The 15815-nt window shown below is 58.6% G+C and carries 16 protein-coding genes and 1 pseudogene; 4 read left to right on the forward strand and 13 right to left on the reverse strand.

Features of this window, described 5'->3' with window-relative positions; genetic code table 11:
* Nucleotides 1-39 precede the first annotated feature (39 nt).
* The 8 genes from AKU94_RS15875 to thyX all read right to left on the reverse strand — a co-directional run bounded on the left by AKU94_RS15875 (nucleotide 40) and on the right by thyX (nucleotide 6607).
* Nucleotides 40-954: an ornithine cyclodeaminase family protein gene (locus AKU94_RS15875; protein WP_050528247.1), complete on the reverse strand. Its 915-nt coding sequence runs from the start codon at nucleotides 952-954 to the stop codon at nucleotides 40-42.
* Nucleotides 951-1577: an HAD family hydrolase gene (locus tag AKU94_RS15880; protein WP_050528248.1), complete on the reverse strand. Its 627-nt coding sequence runs from the start codon at nucleotides 1575-1577 to the stop codon at nucleotides 951-953. The genes AKU94_RS15875 and AKU94_RS15880 overlap by 4 nt, the downstream gene beginning before the upstream one ends.
* 2 nt (nucleotides 1578-1579) lie before the next feature.
* Nucleotides 1580-2593, reverse strand: coding sequence for a DMT family transporter (locus AKU94_RS15885; protein WP_083445098.1), 1014 nt, complete (start codon nucleotides 2591-2593; stop codon nucleotides 1580-1582).
* A 49-nt stretch (nucleotides 2594-2642) separates the two neighbouring features.
* Nucleotides 2643-3095, reverse strand: a complete 453-nt coding sequence (locus AKU94_RS15890; protein ID WP_050528249.1) for a YaiI/YqxD family protein — start codon at nucleotides 3093-3095, stop codon at nucleotides 2643-2645.
* A gap of 6 nt (nucleotides 3096-3101) precedes the next feature.
* Nucleotides 3102-3932: an S-formylglutathione hydrolase gene (gene fghA / locus AKU94_RS15895; RefSeq protein WP_050528250.1), complete on the reverse strand. Its 831-nt coding sequence runs from the start codon at nucleotides 3930-3932 to the stop codon at nucleotides 3102-3104.
* Nucleotides 3933-3943: 11 nt separating this feature from the next.
* Nucleotides 3944-4870 (reverse strand): AEC family transporter, encoded by a 927-nt coding sequence (locus AKU94_RS15900; protein ID WP_050528251.1) that lies wholly within the window; start codon nucleotides 4868-4870, stop codon nucleotides 3944-3946.
* Nucleotides 4871-5054: 184 nt separating this feature from the next.
* On the reverse strand, nucleotides 5055-5366 hold the full coding sequence (locus tag AKU94_RS15905; RefSeq protein ID WP_157056574.1) for a hypothetical protein: 312 nt from the start codon (nucleotides 5364-5366) through the stop codon (nucleotides 5055-5057).
* A gap of 326 nt (nucleotides 5367-5692) precedes the next feature.
* The gene (gene thyX, locus AKU94_RS15910) at nucleotides 5693-6607 is read right to left on the reverse strand and encodes an FAD-dependent thymidylate synthase (RefSeq protein ID WP_050528253.1); all 915 of its coding nucleotides are present in this window, start codon (nucleotides 6605-6607) and stop codon (nucleotides 5693-5695) included.
* A 236-nt stretch (nucleotides 6608-6843) separates the two neighbouring features.
* On the opposite strand from thyX, the gene AKU94_RS15915 reads away from it, so the two are divergent.
* The 3 genes and pseudogenes from AKU94_RS15915 to AKU94_RS20525 all read left to right on the forward strand — a co-directional run bounded on the left by AKU94_RS15915 (nucleotide 6844) and on the right by AKU94_RS20525 (nucleotide 9766).
* Nucleotides 6844-7890, forward strand: a complete 1047-nt coding sequence (locus AKU94_RS15915; RefSeq protein WP_157056575.1) for a hypothetical protein — start codon at nucleotides 6844-6846, stop codon at nucleotides 7888-7890.
* 619 nt (nucleotides 7891-8509) lie between these two features.
* A pseudogene (locus tag AKU94_RS20520) lies at nucleotides 8510-9172 on the forward strand (surface lipoprotein assembly modifier); the annotation flags it as partial.
* A 165-nt stretch (nucleotides 9173-9337) separates the two neighbouring features.
* Complete coding sequence (locus AKU94_RS20525; RefSeq protein ID WP_050528328.1) at nucleotides 9338-9766, forward strand: VOC family protein; 429 nt, start codon at nucleotides 9338-9340, stop codon at nucleotides 9764-9766.
* A 45-nt stretch (nucleotides 9767-9811) separates the two neighbouring features.
* On the opposite strand, the gene AKU94_RS15925 is transcribed toward AKU94_RS20525, so the two are convergent.
* Nucleotides 9812-10606: an inositol monophosphatase family protein gene (locus tag AKU94_RS15925; RefSeq protein ID WP_050528255.1), complete on the reverse strand. Its 795-nt coding sequence runs from the start codon at nucleotides 10604-10606 to the stop codon at nucleotides 9812-9814.
* A 99-nt stretch (nucleotides 10607-10705) separates the two neighbouring features.
* Nucleotides 10706-11068, reverse strand: a complete 363-nt coding sequence (locus AKU94_RS15930) for a helix-turn-helix domain-containing protein (RefSeq protein ID WP_050528256.1) — start codon at nucleotides 11066-11068, stop codon at nucleotides 10706-10708.
* A 339-nt stretch (nucleotides 11069-11407) separates the two neighbouring features.
* Between AKU94_RS15930 and AKU94_RS15935 the strand changes: the two genes are divergently transcribed.
* Nucleotides 11408-12376, forward strand: coding sequence for an NADPH:quinone oxidoreductase family protein (locus tag AKU94_RS15935; RefSeq protein ID WP_050528257.1), 969 nt, complete (start codon nucleotides 11408-11410; stop codon nucleotides 12374-12376).
* Nucleotides 12377-12397: 21 nt separating this feature from the next.
* On the opposite strand, the gene AKU94_RS15940 is transcribed toward AKU94_RS15935, so the two are convergent.
* The 3 genes from AKU94_RS15940 to AKU94_RS15950 are packed head-to-tail and all read right to left on the reverse strand — an operon-like array spanning nucleotide 12398 to nucleotide 15811.
* Nucleotides 12398-14032 (reverse strand): ABC transporter ATP-binding protein, encoded by a 1635-nt coding sequence (locus AKU94_RS15940; protein WP_050528258.1) that lies wholly within the window; start codon nucleotides 14030-14032, stop codon nucleotides 12398-12400.
* A complete protein-coding gene (locus AKU94_RS15945) occupies nucleotides 14029-14844 on the reverse strand; it encodes an ABC transporter permease (protein WP_050528259.1) in 816 nt (271 codons plus the stop codon). The genes AKU94_RS15940 and AKU94_RS15945 overlap by 4 nt, the downstream gene beginning before the upstream one ends.
* 10 nt (nucleotides 14845-14854) lie before the next feature.
* Nucleotides 14855-15811, reverse strand: coding sequence for an ABC transporter permease (locus tag AKU94_RS15950; protein ID WP_050528260.1), 957 nt, complete (start codon nucleotides 15809-15811; stop codon nucleotides 14855-14857).
* Between the last annotated feature and the right edge of the window lie 4 nt (nucleotides 15812-15815).

Raw genomic sequence — 15815 nt, forward strand, 5'->3', positions numbered from 1 at the left:
ATGGTTCTGCCTGTGTTAGCGCTAATAGGCAAGCACAGCTTACCGCATTTTCCACGCCTGCAAGATATAGGCCGCCGTCATCAAATCCAGATGCGCCCCGCCGCCATTCTTGGCAATGGTGATTTCATCATCAGACCGACGGGTATAGATGCCTTTGGAAAGATCGTAGAAATCGGCGGCGATATGGCCCTCGGTGATCGCACCGCTGGCGATGGGGATCATCAGCTCTCCGATATGGTGGAGGGTGGTGGCGCGGGCATCGACAAACAGCCGCGCCCGTGTCAGCGCGCGGTCATCCACCTCGCGCATATCGGGCCGGAATGCCCCGATCAGATCAAGGTGCTGACCGGGCCGCAACCATTCGCCCATGATCAGCGGCTCTTTGGACATGGTGGCGGTGCAGATGATATCGGCCTGCGCCACCGCACCCGCAAGATCGGTCACGGCGGTGATGCCATGCGCATCGGCAAAGGCCTTGGCCGAAACCGGATTGCGCGCCCAGACCGAAAACTCCGCCCCCGTAAAGCTGCTGGAATAGGCCTGGATCATCGAGGCGGCAACCGTTCCTGCCCCCACCAGCAAGATCTTGCGGCTGTCCTTGCGGGCAAGCTTTTTCGCGGCAAGCAGGCTGTCACCTGCGGTTTTCCATTTGGTCACAAGGTGGAAATCCACAAGTGCCTCCAACTCCCCGGTCTGATCGGCATAGAGTGTGACAGAGCCATTGATCGTGGCCTTCCCATGCGCGCCATTGCCCGGAAAGATCGTCGCGCATTTCACCAATTGCCCCAAACCGTCAATCCATGCGGCCCGGTTCAACAGCGTATCCGCCCCGCGATACAGGAAACTATCCCCCACCTCGGCCCGTGGCAGGCGGTGACCGGCCGCCAGCGCACCCGTCAGCGCGTGCCAGTCCAACAGGGTTTCCGCCTCGGCAGGGACGATTTCGATGCTCATGGCATGGCCTCCTTATCGGTCAGTAATTGTGCCGCAACAAGGCGGTCGGCCCAGCCTTGCGGGTGGATGAAATGATGGGTCTGCCAACCGCGCGCGGCGGCGGCCTTGATATTTTCCAGCCGGTCATCGGTAAAGAGCAACCCTTGGGGGGCGATACCGCAATCGGCCTCCAGCATCTGGTAAATGACGGGCGCGGGTTTTGTCACCCCCATGCGGCCCGAAACATAGGCGCGGTCGAACTCTGCCAGAAAATCATATTGGGTCTGGGCATAGGCAAAGGTGTCATCGCCAAAATTGGTCAGCGCAAAGACCGGCACACCCTTGGCCCGCAACCGCCGCATCAAGGTGATGGAATGCTCAATACGCGGCGCGGCCAGTTGAACCCAGCGGTCATACCACCAGCGGATCTCATCCTCCCACGCGGGGTGTTGGGCGGCGGTCGCATAAACCGTGTCGCGGAACGGGGCGCCTGCATCGATACGCTCGTTCATCGCGTGCAGGTCCACCGCGTCAAACAGGGCCTCACGCCGCGCGGCCCCCAGAACGGCATCGTAATAGCGTTCGGGTTGCCATTCGATCAGCACATTGCCGATATCGAAAACCACCGCCTCGGGTGTTTGCATACCTACGCCTCCGGGTCACCACCTAGGGCCGTAGATCGCAGGTTTCCGGGCACAGATGCAAGGGGCGGTGTGTCGGGATGGGCGCGGGTTTCTCGCAAAACGGTATAAAGCCCCGCACCACAAATCAGCGCAATCCCGCCCCAAGCTGCCGGATCAGGCCATTCACCAAAAACCACCACGCCAAAGACAATCGCCAGCGGCATCGAGACATATTCAAAGGGGGCCACCACCGCCGCCTCACAAGAGCGGTAGGCGTGCGTGATCAACAGCGCCCCCATAACCGAGGCGCAGCCGATCAACCCAAGGATGGGCATATCCGCAATATCCGGCCATTCCCACGCGCGGGTCAGGAAGGCCAGCGAGGCATTGGCCTCACTCGCAAAGACCCCGCCGCCAAGGATCAGCCCGCTGATCGCACAAATCCCGATAAAGGTAAGCTGGATATAAACTGTCAAGGTCACCGCACTTTCTGTCGTCCCCAAACGGCGCGTCAGCATATGCAGCATCGCATAGCAAAAGGCCGCAAAGAGTGGCAGCAACATCGCAGGATGGAATATCCCCGCCCCCGGCCGCAGCATCACGATCACACCCAAAAGCCCGACCCCGACCGCCGCCCACCGGCGCGGGCCGACCTTTTCGCCCAGCATCGGCACCGACAGGGCGGTGATCAGCAAGGGCGCGATGAAGAACAGCGCCACCGCCTCGGCCATCGGCATCACCGCCAACCCAAGGAAAAAGCACAGGTTAGAGGTCACGACGAAACTGCCGCGCAGCAGATGCATCCCCAAACGACGCGTCCGAAAGGCCGAAAACCCGCCATGCGATGGCACCACAAACAGTGACAAGACCGTCATTCCGATCAGCGACCGGATCAGCACGATCTGGTGCAAGGCATATCCCCCGCTCAGAAACTTGACCGACGTGTCATTGATCGAGAAAAAGCAGGATGCCCCCATCGCACTGGCAATGCCAAGCAAGAGGATACGACGGTCGGGTGTGGCGCTTGCATAAGTCATGCCGACACTAGGCCGGTCCAGTTACGACCTGTCTATCCCGGTTGCGACACTATCCGCGTTTTGCTGCCTGAACCACCCGTTCCAGCGCATCCAGAAACCGCGAACGGTCCGCCTTGGAAAAGGGCTTGCCCCCGCCTTGGCGAAAGGGGTCGGCACTGCGCAGATCCTGCATCAGGTCGCGGGTCGCCAGAACCTGCCCGATATTGCGCGCATGCAACTCTTCTCCATTGTGTTTGAGGACTTTCGCGCCCCCCTGCACACAACGATCCGCAAGCGGGATATCGCCCGTGATCACCACATCCCCCGCGCCCGCATTATCCGCGATCCACTTATCCGCCTCATCCGGCCCGTCCGAAACAAAAACGCTGTCGACCAACGGGTTGGCTGAGGGACGGATCCCGCCGTTGGAGACAAGCACCATACGGATGCCGTGACGTGTGGCGACCTTTTCAGCTTCGGCCTTGACGGGGCAGGCATCGGCATCGATGTAAATCACGGTCATTGGGGGTTACGCATAAAGCGCCTCGGCGTGGAAGTTGATGTGGTCTTCCATAAAAGTCGACACAAAGAAGTAGCTGTGATCATAGCCCTTTTGCATCCTGAAAATCATGTTCTGACGCGCACTGACGGCTGCCTCGGCCAGAGCCTCGGGGCGCAGCAGCTCAAGAAACTGGTCCGAGCCGCCCTGATCAATCAGCATCGGCCCGTCAAAGCCGCGCTTCTTCATCAAAAGACAGGCGTCATGTGCGGCCCATTTCGCTTCATCCGCGCCCAGATAAGCGGTAAACTGCTTGCGGCCCCAGTCACTGGCGCTGGGGTTGGCAATCGGCGCAAAGGCAGAAACCGAGCGGAACCGCCCCGGAAAGGACATCGCAACGGTCAAGGCGCCATGCCCGCCCATCGAATGGCCCGTGATCGCCTGCCGCCCTTCGTCCAGCGGATAGGCGCTGAACACACGATGGGGCAGTTCCTCGGTGATGTAATCCCACATACGGAAATTCGGCGCCCAAGGGGCTTCGGTGGCGTTGACATAAAAGCCCGCGCCCTGCCCCAGATCATAGGCCTCGTCGTCCGCGATATTCGCACCGCGCGGGCTGGTATCGGGGAAAATCAGCGCCACTCCCTGCTGGGCGGCCCATGCCTGCGCGCCGGCCTTTTCCATCGCATTCTGATGCGTGCAGGTCAGGCCCGACAGATACCAGACCACTGGAACCGGCTCATGCTCTGCCTCTTCGGGCAGGAACAGGCCGAATGTCATATCGCAACCGCAGGCCTCGGATGCATGGCTGTAAACGCCCTGAACGCCGCCAAAAGCACGGTTTTCTGAAATGGTTTTCATGTCTGTCCCCTTCAGCCCATTACAAGGGCCATCACGATGGTAACGGTCACGATGCTGACCGCCGTTGAAATCAGGATCGAGGCGGAAACACGCTGTGGTGCCACCCCGAAATGCTGCGCCAGAATGTAGACATTGCCCGCAACAGGCAAGGCCGCCGCCGCAATCATTACGCCCGCCGCCTCCGCATCGACGTGAAAAATCACAATTGCCGCAAACGCCACCGCCGCCGGATGCAGCACCAGCTTGCAAAACGAAAGCCAGCCCGCCACTGCCAGCCGCTCGGCCGATTTGCCGGCCAGCGATGCGCCAATCGCAAAAAGCGCACCCGGCGTCGCAGCTCCGCCCAGCAAGGCCATGAAATCATTGACAGGTTCTGGCACAGCCACGCCCGTAGTGGACCAGCACAGCCCCAGAGCCATCGAGACGATCATCGGGTTTTTCAGCAAGCCGATGGCCAGAACCTTGATCATCCCAAAGCTCATCCCGCCCTGCCGCATACCTGTGATGATCAATGTAATAATGGTTGAGAAAACAATCAGATCAATCGCAAGCACCATCAACACCGGCCCCGCCGCTTGTGGTCCCATCAAGACCACCAACATCGGCACGCCCAGAAATCCGGTGTTGCCGATCACCGCGCATTGCGCCTCAACCGCCGCCTCCTCTACCGAGACCTTGCGCCAGCGCGCCACGCCAAAGGCCAGCGCGTAGACAACGGTGCAGCCCAACAAATAGGCCGCCACAAAGCGCGCATCCCAGACCTGGGCCAGCGACAGATTCGAGGCAAAGCGGAACAGCATCGCCGACAGCGCAAAGTAAAACACAAATTTCGTCAGCCAAGCGGTGGCCTCGGGCGTGAAAAAACGCACGCGCGCGGCCCAATATCCAAGCCCGATCAGCGCGAAAAAGGGGAGCGTTTTAAGGAGGATGGGCAGCATCGATCACGGCTTTCACAACGGGCTGCCCTTAGGTTCCATGCCCCTGCAAAAGATGCAAGCCAAGACCCCGGTTTCTTTTTGTCCAGAACGATTCGGCCACATCACTCAAACACAGACGCAAAGCCCATGTTTTGCATGGGTGGGGCACTTCTTTCCATCACGGCATAATCAGGATTACGGTGCGCTATTCCGGCGCAAGCAAGCACCATGGTGGCGTTGATTGGCCCAACTTCCATTCAACCGCATATTTACGGGCCAGCAGTTCATCCGCCAATGAGAGCCATCGATCACTGCGAAACCTTTTTATATCGGCAACCACGCGGCCTGCAAATGCTCCTCGCTGCACATTTTCAAGGCGAACCAATTTCCCGACAGGATAGGTTTTTTCTACCCAATCCGTTACGGTCTTCTCAAATTCTACGCCGTTTGGGCACCCATCATTGGGGACGTCTGGCGCATCGATGCCCAACACTCGCACATGAACTTCTGCCGTCAAACCAGGCCAAATGCTTGCCGTGACTTCAATCGTGTCACCATCAATAACCCGAACGACTTCGGCGTCATATGGACCGACATAGATACCAGTATCCGCGAGGATAGGCGATGAAAGGCAACACACCAAAGCCGAGAATACAAGAGGTTTCTACGGGCAAACTTTAACAATCAAGACGCCAAGCTAGGCAAAATAGGTCCGCAGCTACAGGATTAGGTTGCATAGCATGACAGGTCGGCGCGGGTCAAAGCCTATCGCGTGGCCTCTCACGTTAAAAAACAATAGTAGCTCGCCACTTACAACGCTGCCTTTAAGCGTTCTAAGATTGCTCATTCAGGGGAGTTCACGACGCCCATAAACTCGCGCCACTCCCCCTTGCTCATGCCAGAGGTTTCTTGTGTGACGGCCTCACCCTTCAGCATCCGGCGCACGCAATCAATCGCCTTGCCGCTGAGGGTGGCGCCGCCCATACGGTAATCCTCAAACGCACCAAAAGCGATCGGGACCCAATCGGCAACGACCTTACAGATCGCATCGGCATAGACGCGGATTTCATATTGGGCGTGAGCATCGGCGCGCAGGCGCAGGAAGTGGAAAAGGTTGTGCAGATCGACCTTCCAATACCATTGCGTATAGATATTTGCGGGCAGGTTCATACGCGCCAGTTCACGCGCCAACCCTTGCTGCCCCTCTTGCGAGAGCATGGATTCGTAATGGTCATAGGCGGTGTTCGCATCGCGCTTGAGCATCTCCAGCACGCGGGCGGCTTCTTCGCCGGTCAGCACTTCACCGCGGCCTTGGTTGTTGACCACCGATTGTGCGGCAAGCTGTTCGGGCGCGGGGATATAGAACTCTCGGTCCAGAATCGAATAGCGGGCGGAATATTCATTCACATTCGCGGTGCGGTGGCGAATCCACTGGCGGGCAACAAAGACCGGCAGTTTGACGTGCAGTTTGATTTCGCACATCTCGAACGGCGTCGAATGCCAATGCCGCATCAAATAGCGGATCAGTCCCTCATCGTTGGACACATGTTTGGTCCCTGCGCCATAAGACACACGCGCCGCCTGCACGATGGCGGCATCATCGCCCATATAGTCGATGACGCGGACAAACCCGTGATCGAGCACCTCATGCGCATGGTAAAGATGCGCCTCCATCCCTTCGGAAACTGCACGAAGCGTGGGCTTGGGGCTGGCGCGTTGCGCATCGATCTCGGCGCGCTGGTCGGGGGAAAGGGGCATGGCAGGCCTCGTCTATGCTAGGGTTAATGTCACATATATGCGGCGTGGGCAAAGGGCAAGCGTTGGCGCGGAACCGACACCTAGGACCTGCAATCAAAACACCCATAGGTTGCGCGTCTTTTTTGCACCAACCACGGCGCAGCACGCGCGCTGTGATTGACAAAAATGGCATGGGGCAGGCATTGTTTTCTCAAAATAACCAATCGTTTTCTCAAAATAACCAATCGAGTGGTGCAATGAACATCAATATACTGGCGTCTTGTGCGCTTGCGTTGGGCCTTATGGGCTGTAGCGGAAACTCCCTGAACAACCCTTTGATTTTCCCCGAGGAAACACCGCCGGACGGCTCCACCGACGGGGGTGACGGCGATATAATCACGGCAAGCAGCCCGGTCGTTGTACCTGATGGGCTGGCCTTCAATCTGGCGAATGCAAAGATTATTCGCGGAACCGGCAGTAATCTTGACACAGTATTGGTGAACATCTCTGCATTGGATGCCACCCCGATCGAGGCCACATGGCAACGCCGTCCGGCACTTGATATTCCCGGTTATCAGGCCTTTGCGGTACAAGAAGACGCGCTTGACCGACTGTTTATCGGGCTTGCAGCGACCAGCGCGGATGGCTCTGCCAGTGCGGTTCTAGCGGGGGATGGGGGCCAGTTCGGCAGCTATTTTTCTGGTACGGATTATTACCGCGAAGGGGGCTATACCCCACCCGATGCAACGGCCGAAGGCCCTGGCCGCGGGCAGGTTTCCTATACCGGGAAATACGCGGGCATGCTAAACGGTGGCGCTGCGGGCGACGACCTGTTGCCCATCCCCGCCGGGCGCCCCACAGCACCCTCAGAGGCCCCCAATCAGGCCACACGGATCACCGGCGATGTTTTTGTGAACGCCAACTTTGCGGATGATATGGTCAATGGCATCGTCAAGAACCGCAATGCGATCGACCTCAGCATCACCTCGAATGTGAGCAGTGCGAATTACAACGACGGGACCGGCGTCAGGCTTGAAGACCTGAACATGGAACCAACCGAGATTCTGGCAAATGGCACCTTTGAGGGAACCGTTGAACGCGGGCCTGTCAAAACTTCAGCTGGGACCTATGGTGGCGTATTTGGCGGCACGGATGCGTCAAGCATCGCGGGCGGGGTGCATTTAACGGATGTCCGCAATGGCGCAGGCGAAAAGATCACCGATGCAGTGGAGCGCGGTATCTTTGTGCTGGATCAATGCGGGTTGACGGCATCGGGCGGGGATTGCGTTGGCACCGCGCCATAAGGTCCCCCGGCTTTGGGCGGGATTGGTGGCGGCCAGCCTTTTGCTCGCCCCGATTGCCTATGCACAAGCGCCTGCGGGTTATACAAGCGTGTCCGCGGATGAGGCCCGAGTATTGGGGCTTCAGGCGATCCGTCATGGACGACCCGACATCGCGGCTCAGATCGCGACCAGCCTGCTGGCACAGGATAAAACCGACAGCTTCGCACATTTCCTGATGGCCAACAGCCTGATGCGTATGGGCGACGGGAAAACCGCCGAACGGGCGGCGAAACGTTCCTACCGTTATGCCAAAACGCCCGAACAGTCGTATCAATCCGCCCATCTGGCCGCGGATCTTGCCTTTCAACGCGGTGCACTGACCACGGCCCAATGGTGGTTGCGCCAATCGGCCGAGGCCGCCCCTGATGCGGGGCGCAAGAACACCTCTATCGCGCAGTTTCGTGCCGTCAAAGCCCGCAATCCGTGGCGGGTAAAGCTGGCCTTTTCGTTACGCCCTTCGGACAATGTGAACAATGGCAGCACGGGGCAATACAACATCATCGACGGGCTGCCCGTGGTTGGCAGCCTAAGCGCGGATGCGCAGGCGGTAAAAGGCTTTGTGGCCGAGGCCGCCATCAACATGGGCTATCGTTTGCGGCAAAGCGCAAGCAGCGAAACGGTATTGGGGGCTGAAATCTCGACCAGACGGGTACATCTTGGTAAGGCCGAGAAGGCGCGGCTGGGCGGTGATCCGGGCTTTGGCTCCGACCGATTGGCCCTGTCGCTGCGCCAGGACTGGCAGGCGCAGGGCAGCAAGCATCGCTTTAGCGTAACGGGCACGGTGGGGCGGCAATCCTATCAAAGCAGCAACGACTACGGGTTTTATGGCGCGACCCTTGGGCATCGCACCGCGATCTCAGCCAACAGCTTGATCGACAGCGCCCTAGAGGCCGAACAGCGCCAAGGGCGCAATGGCCAGCGCGGCGACCGCAGCTTTGCCCTGCGCAGCACGCTTATCCACCAGCGCGACAACGCCGACCTGATCATGGCGAGCCTTTTGGCAAGCCGCCTTGACACCGCCGTTCAGGGGCGATCAGGCACCATGCTTGGCGCGCAGCTTGGATACACTTTGGCAAAACCGCTTGGGCCCGTCAGTATCGGCGGCACCTTGGGGTTTCAAAAAGCGCAGTTTGATGGCTACACGATTGCCGCAATCGAGGTGCCGGGCGGGCGGAGCGACAAGACCGGCTATGCCCAGCTTCAACTTCAGGTGAATGACATCAGCTATGCGGGCTTTACCCCCCAGTGCGCCTACGTCATCAGCGCACAACCTCGAATGTCAGCCGGTTCGAGGTCAAGGAAACCTCGGTCACATTGGGGCTGGTTTCCAAGTTTTAGCCGATTGCGCACGGGGTCGCATTTGGCGTATTCGGCCCTATACTTGGCACAGGCAAAAAAGGAGATACGGATGTCGATCAAATATCTACACACGATGGTTCGCGTATTGGATCTGGAAAAAACCATGGCATTCTTCAACCTGCTCGGGCTGGAAGAAACCCGTCGGGTGGACAATGAAAAAGGGCGCTTTAGCCTGGTTTTCATGGCCCCTCCAGGCCAGCCGGAATGCCCCGTGGAACTGACTTATAACTGGGATGGCGATGACGCCTTGCCATCCGACAGCCGCCATTTCGGCCATCTGGCCTATGAGGTGGAAGATATCTATGCGACCTGCGCCCATCTGGCGGCCAATGGTGTGGTGATTAATCGCCCGCCCCGCGACGGGCATATGGCCTTTGTGCGCAGCCCCGACAACATCTCTATCGAGCTGTTGCAAAAGGGTGAATCGCTGGCCCCGGCAGAACCTTGGGCGAGTGCGGAAAACATCGGGCACTGGTAACGGACCGTCGGGCATCGGGTTTGTCAGATCCGGTGCCCGAACAAGTCAAGCGTTCAGATAGGCCATCGCCGCCGCGTGGATTTCGGGATTGGCCGCTGCCAGAACCTGCCCCCCTTGGCACGCCGACCCACCCTGCCAATTGGTTACAACACCGCCTGCCGCCTCGATCACCGCGATCGGGGCCTGAACGTCATAGGTCTGCAACCCCGCTTCGATCACCAGATCAACCTGCCCCGCAGCCAAAAGCGCATAGCCGTAACAATCCATCCCATAGCGCACCAGACGCACCTGCCCTGCCACGCGGCGAAAGGCTTCACCCTCGGCGTCATCCCCAACTTCTGGGAAGGTCGAAAGCAAGATCGCCTGCGACAGATCGGGCGTCGAACGGGTCCGCAGCACCGACGCCCCCATCGGGCCATTGACCAAGGCCCGCCCAAAGCCGCCCTCGAACCGTTCCTGGATATAGGGTTGGTCAATCAGCCCGTAAATCGGGCCATTCCCATCGGCGACCGAGATCAGAACCCCCCAAGTTGGTGTGCCGGACAAAAACCCGCGCGTGCCGTCAATGGGATCCAGCACCCAAGTCAAACCAGAGACCCCCGGTTTAAGGCCAAACTCCTCGCCCAGAATAGCGTCGTCAGGGCGGCGGCGCGCCAGAATATCACGCATTGCGATTTCTGACTCACGATCCGCAATGGTGACCGGGTCAAAATGCGTTGCCTCTTTGGTATCCGCCGTCAACCCTGGCTTGCGAAAATGCGCCAAAGTGGCGACCCGCGCTGCATCGGCCAAAGCCGCTGCGGTATGCCGGATATCTTCAACTTCGCTCTGTGTCAGCATGATAGTTTTCTCCGCAAGGCTGCCCCAAGTTTATAGCCAAGGGGCGATAAACTTGCGCAGCGCTAGCGGCTAGACAGCATGCGGTCAAGAGGAAGGCGTCTAGGCCGCGGCACTCAGGACACGCGCCAGGTCGAACAAACGACGGCGCTGTGCCTCAGGGATCGCGTAATAGGAGCGCACAAGCTCCAACGCTTCCTTGTCGGCAAGCATATCCCCTTCCATCCGGCGCGGGGTTTCCGGCTCTTCGCTCAGACCTTCAAAGAAAAAGCTGATTGCAACACCAAGCGCGGTCGAGATATCCCACAAACGCGAAGCCGAAACGCGGTTCATTCCGGTTTCATATTTCTGGATCTGTTGAAACTTGATTCCCACACAATCGGCAAGCTGTTGTTGTGTCATGCCCACCATCCAACGACGGTGACGGATTCGCTTGCCTACATGGACATCGACCGGGTGTTTCATCAGGGTACTCCATCAATATTTTACGCGCTTTTTAGTTTACAAGCAAAAACCGTGCCAAAGCTGATAGCACCCCAAATTTTGATAAAATTCATTGCATTCACCAAAAAGACCTGACCTTTTAGACAGGTCAATTTGTCTTAAAGAATAAGTGTCGGCACCATTCCGCTCAATGATAGTTAACAGCCCAGCCGGGCGACACCTCCAGTATTTGCAAAATATGTTGCATATTGCAAATCGCGCGAATGGGTTTTTCGCGTTTTGCATAGAGCGATCCCAATGGTAGCCGCATTATCAATACGTTATGTATGATTAACGGAAACCACCTTAAAGGGAAAAACCATGCGCGCATTTCGTGTAGAGACAGCCGGGCACCCTGCGTCCTTAACCAACACCCCGCGCCCTGAACCCCAAAAGGGCGAGGTGCGGGTCAAGATTATGGCCTGCGGCTTGAACTTTGCCGACCTGCTTATGATCAAAGGCAAGTACCAAGAGCGCCCCGCCCTGCCCTTTACCCTCGGCATGGAGCTGGCAGGTGTGGTTGAGGCGCTTGGCTCGGGCGTCGACCACCCCGCGATTGGCACCCGTGTCGCGGTCTATGCGGGCATGGGCGGGCTGGCGGAATGGGGCTGCTTTGACGCAAAGGCCTGTACCCCGATCCCGGATGCAATGCCTTTCACCGATGCCGCCGCCTTTCAGATCGCTTATGGCACCAGCCACCTCGCGTTGGACCACCGCGCGCGGTTGCAACCAGGAGAGACCCTTTTGGTCATGGGGGCCACGGGTGGCGTGGGTTTAACCGCGCTGGAAATCGGCAAGCGTATGGGCGCGCGGGTCATTACCACGGCACGTGGGCCGGAAAAACTGGCGATCGCCCGTGATGCGGGTGCCGATCATGTCATTGACAGCGAAGCACCGGATTTGCGCGAAGCTCTTTTGGCGCTTGGCGGTGTGGATGTGGTGTTTGACGCCGTCGGCGGCCCTGCCTTTACCCAGGCGATGCGCGCCACCAAGCCCGAAGGTCGCCTGATCCCCATCGGCTTTGCCGGTGGCGAGGTTCCGCAGATCCCCGCCAACCACCTGCTGGTCAAGAACCTGACAGTGATCGGGCTTTACTGGGGGGGCTATGCGAAATTCGCACCACAAACCCTGTCGCGCAGCATGGCGACCTTGTTTGAATGGTATGAGGCCGGCGGCCTGCGTCCCCATATCAGCCATTGCCTGCCGCTCGACCAAACCCAGACCGGGCTGGACCTGCTTCGGGATCGCAAATCCACTGGCAAGGTTGTCATCACCCCGCATGGCGCCTGACGGCCGACTGGCAGGCAACGCTCAGTTGCCTGCCGCCTCCATCTTGCGATTGGCAATGGTGCGTTCCAGCCAGCCCAGCTCCATCTCGGGAACCGAAGACAAGAGCAGATCGGTATAATCATCAAAGGGCGGCGAGAGCACCTCGGTCTTGTTGCCATAGCGCACCACGCGCCCCTGATACATCACCGCAATACTATCGGCGATGGCACGCACCGTTGCCAGATCATGGGTAATGAACAGATAGGCCACGTTTTCCCGTTTCTGAAGGTTCAAAAGCAACTTCAAAATCCCCGCCGCTACCAACGGATCAAGCGCCGAGGTCACCTCATCACAGATGATCATCCGGGGCTTGGCCGCAAGGGCGCGCGCGATACAGACACGCTGCTTTTGTCCCCCCGAAAGCTCGGCAGGATAGCGGTCGATGAAGCCTTCGCCCATCTCGATATCATCCAGAAGTTCCTGGACCCGTTTCCGCTTTTCCGCACCGCGCAGGCCAAAATAGAACTCCAGCGGACGGCCGATGATGGTGCCGATGGTCTGGCGCGGGTTCATCGCGGTATCAGCCATCTGATAGATCATCTGGATTTCGCGCAGATCATCACGGGTGCGCTTTTCGAAATCGGGCGCAAGGGTGCGGCCGTCAAACAGGATCTCACCGTCCGACGGCGGCAAAAGCCCGGTAATCACCCGCGCCAGCGTCGACTTGCCCGACCCGGACTCACCCACGATGGCAAGGGTCTGCCCCTCGGGCAGATCCACCGTAACATCCTTGAGCACATCAAACTTCGTGCCTTTATAGCGTGCGGTGATGCCATTGACCGACAGCACCGGCGCGCCTGACGTTTGCTCGACATGCTTGACCGAGCGGACCGAAACCAAGGCTTGGGTATATTCCTCGGTCGGAGAGTTGATGATGTGATCGGTGGTGCCATATTCCACCATCTGCCCGCTTTGCAACACCATGATATCATCGGCAATCTGTGCCACCACGGCCAGATCATGGGTGATATAAAGCGCGGACACGCCCGTATCACGGATCGCTTTTTTGATCGCGGCCAGAACATCGATCTGGGTGGTCACATCCAGCGCAGTTGTCGGCTCATCAAAGATCACAAGGTCGGGTTTGGGGCAAAGCGCCATTGCCGTCATCACCCGTTGCAACTGACCCCCAGACACCTGATGCGGATAGCGGTTGCCGATGGTTTCGGGTTTGGGCAGACCAAGCTGATCAAAGAGCGAGATCGCGCGCGCCTCGGCCTCTTCCTTCGTCATCAGCTTGTGGTGCAGGGTCGCCTCGATCACCTGCTCCATCAGCTTTTTTGCGGGGTTAAAGGCGGCCGCGGCGGATTGGGCAACATAGGTCACCTCTTTGCCGCGCAAACCCCGCAGACCGGCCGAACCGATTTGCAAGATATCGCGCCCGTTGACCATGACCTCGCCGCCGGTGATGCGCACGCCACCGCGCCCGTAGGCCATCGCCGACAAGCCGATGGTGGATTTCCCCGCTCCGGATTCACCGATCAGCCCCAGTACCTTGCCCTTATCCACCGCAAAGGACACGCCCTCGACGATGGTGATATCCTGCGGCGGCTCTCCGGGAGGATAGGCGGTGGCTTCGATTTTCAGATCTTTGACTTCAAGCAGAACATCGCTCATCCGCGGCCCCCTTTCAGGCTGGTGGTCCGGTTCAGCACCCAATCGGCAACCAGATTGACCGAAATGGCCAATGACGCGATGGCAAATGCCGGCACCAATGCGGCAGGAACGCCATAAACGATTGCATCCTTGTTTTCCTTAACAATACCGCCCCAATCGGCCATCGGCGGCTGTACGCCAAGCCCGAGGAAAGACAGCGTCGAAATGAACAGCACCATAAAGATAAAGCGCAGCCCCATCTCTGCGATCAGCGGCGAAAGCGCATTTGGCAGGATCTCGCGAAAGATGATCCAAAGCTGCTTTTCACCGCGCAGACGGGCGGCTTCGACATAATCCATGACGGTGATGTCGACGGCAACCGCGCGGCTTAGACGGAACACGCGGGTCGCATCCAGAACCCCCATGACGATGATCAATATCGGCAAGGTCACCGGCATCACCGAAAGCACAACCAGCGCCGAGATCAGCGAGGGGATCGACATCATCAGATCTACCAGACGACTGAGCAACTGGTCAATCCAGCCACCCCTGACCGCCGCGATGAACCCAAGAACCGAGCCAAGCGTGAAGGACAGGATCGTGCCCATGGTGGCGACAAAGATCGTGGTTTGCCCGCCCCAGATCATCCGCGAAAGCAAATCGCGCCCGATGCTGTCAGTGCCAAGCGGATGGGCCCAGGACCATGGCTCCCAGCTGTCACCGACAACTTCGGCCATGCCATAAGGGGCGATCCAACCGGCAAAGATTGCCATGAAAAAATAGACGCCGGTGAAAAACAAACCCAGCATTGCTGCAAATGGAATACGCATCATACGGCCCCCTCTATTTCGGATGCCGCAAACGCGGATTGCTTAGAATCGAGACAATATCAGCGACAAGGTTCAACCCGATATAGACGGCCGCAAAAACAAGCCCGCAGGCCTGCACCACCGGCACATCCCGTTTTGATACGTGATCCACAAGATATTGTCCCATGCCCGGATAGACAAACACCACCTCGACCACGACGACCCCCACCACAAGATAGGCAAGGTTGAGCATGACCACATTGACCACCGGCGCCACCGCATTGGGCAGCGCATGGCGCGCAATGATGGTGAACTTGCGCAAGCCCTTCAGCTCGGCGGTCTCGACATAGGCCGATTGCATCACGTTCAAAATCGCCGCCCGTGTCATTCGCATCATATGGCCAAGCACCACCAGAACCAGCACAATCGCAGGCAGGGCAATGGCGTTCATGCGGTCCAGAAATGGCATCCCGTCATAAACGGTCGAAAGCGAGGGAAAGACACGAAACTGCACCGAAAGCACAAAGATCGCGATATAGCCAAGCAGGAATTCCGGCACCGAGACTGTCGCCAGCGTCACACCGGAAATCACACGGTCCGGCCAGCGGCCCTGATAGCGCACGGCAATAAGCCCCAACACAATCGCCAATGGCACCGCGATAATGGCCGCACAAACCGCCAAGAATAACGTATTGCCCAGCCGCTTGCCCATCGAGGTGGCGATATCCTGACCATTGGTCAGCGCCGTCCCCAAATCGCCCTGCATGGCCGCAAACAGCCAGTTGAGGTAGCGCGTCAGCGGCGGATCGTTCAGCCCCAGCTCTGCCCGCAGGTTGGCCAAGGTTTCGGGTGTCGCACCCTGCCCCAGAATATTCTGCGCCACATCCCCCGGCAGGATCTGGGTTCCCACAAAGATCAGGATCGACGCGGCGAAGAGCAACAGCAGGCCCAGCGATATACGCTGGACCAGAAGTTTGAGGACAGGGTGCATTGGC

Origin of the sequence: Pseudorhodobacter aquimaris, assembly GCF_001202025.1 — a bacterium.
Classification (GTDB): domain Bacteria; phylum Pseudomonadota; class Alphaproteobacteria; order Rhodobacterales; family Rhodobacteraceae; genus Pseudorhodobacter; species Pseudorhodobacter aquimaris.

Excerpts from the sequence above, each read along its gene's own strand:
- AKU94_RS15875 (WP_050528247.1), bottom strand. The coding sequence starts at position 954 with ATGAGCATCGAAATCGTCCCTGCCGAGGCGGAAACCCTGTTGGACTGG.
- AKU94_RS15880 (WP_050528248.1), bottom strand. The coding sequence starts at position 1,577 with ATGCAAACACCCGAGGCGGTGGTTTTCGATATCGGCAATGTGCTGATC.
- AKU94_RS15885 (WP_083445098.1), bottom strand. The coding sequence starts at position 2,593 with ATGACTTATGCAAGCGCCACACCCGACCGTCGTATCCTCTTGCTTGGC.
- AKU94_RS15890 (WP_050528249.1), bottom strand. The coding sequence starts at position 3,095 with ATGACCGTGATTTACATCGATGCCGATGCCTGCCCCGTCAAGGCCGAA.
- fghA (WP_050528250.1), bottom strand. The coding sequence starts at position 3,932 with ATGAAAACCATTTCAGAAAACCGTGCTTTTGGCGGCGTTCAGGGCGTT.
- AKU94_RS15900 (WP_050528251.1), bottom strand. The coding sequence starts at position 4,870 with ATGCTGCCCATCCTCCTTAAAACGCTCCCCTTTTTCGCGCTGATCGGG.
- thyX (WP_050528253.1), bottom strand. The coding sequence starts at position 6,607 with ATGCCCCTTTCCCCCGACCAGCGCGCCGAGATCGATGCGCAACGCGCC.
- AKU94_RS15915 (WP_157056575.1), top strand. The coding sequence starts at position 6,844 with ATGAACATCAATATACTGGCGTCTTGTGCGCTTGCGTTGGGCCTTATG.
- AKU94_RS20525 (WP_050528328.1), top strand. The coding sequence starts at position 9,338 with ATGTCGATCAAATATCTACACACGATGGTTCGCGTATTGGATCTGGAA.
- AKU94_RS15925 (WP_050528255.1), bottom strand. The coding sequence starts at position 10,606 with ATGCTGACACAGAGCGAAGTTGAAGATATCCGGCATACCGCAGCGGCT.
- AKU94_RS15930 (WP_050528256.1), bottom strand. The coding sequence starts at position 11,068 with ATGAAACACCCGGTCGATGTCCATGTAGGCAAGCGAATCCGTCACCGT.
- AKU94_RS15935 (WP_050528257.1), top strand. The coding sequence starts at position 11,408 with ATGCGCGCATTTCGTGTAGAGACAGCCGGGCACCCTGCGTCCTTAACC.
- AKU94_RS15940 (WP_050528258.1), bottom strand. The coding sequence starts at position 14,032 with ATGAGCGATGTTCTGCTTGAAGTCAAAGATCTGAAAATCGAAGCCACC.
- AKU94_RS15945 (WP_050528259.1), bottom strand. The coding sequence starts at position 14,844 with ATGATGCGTATTCCATTTGCAGCAATGCTGGGTTTGTTTTTCACCGGC.
- AKU94_RS15950 (WP_050528260.1), bottom strand. The coding sequence starts at position 15,811 with ATGCACCCTGTCCTCAAACTTCTGGTCCAGCGTATATCGCTGGGCCTG.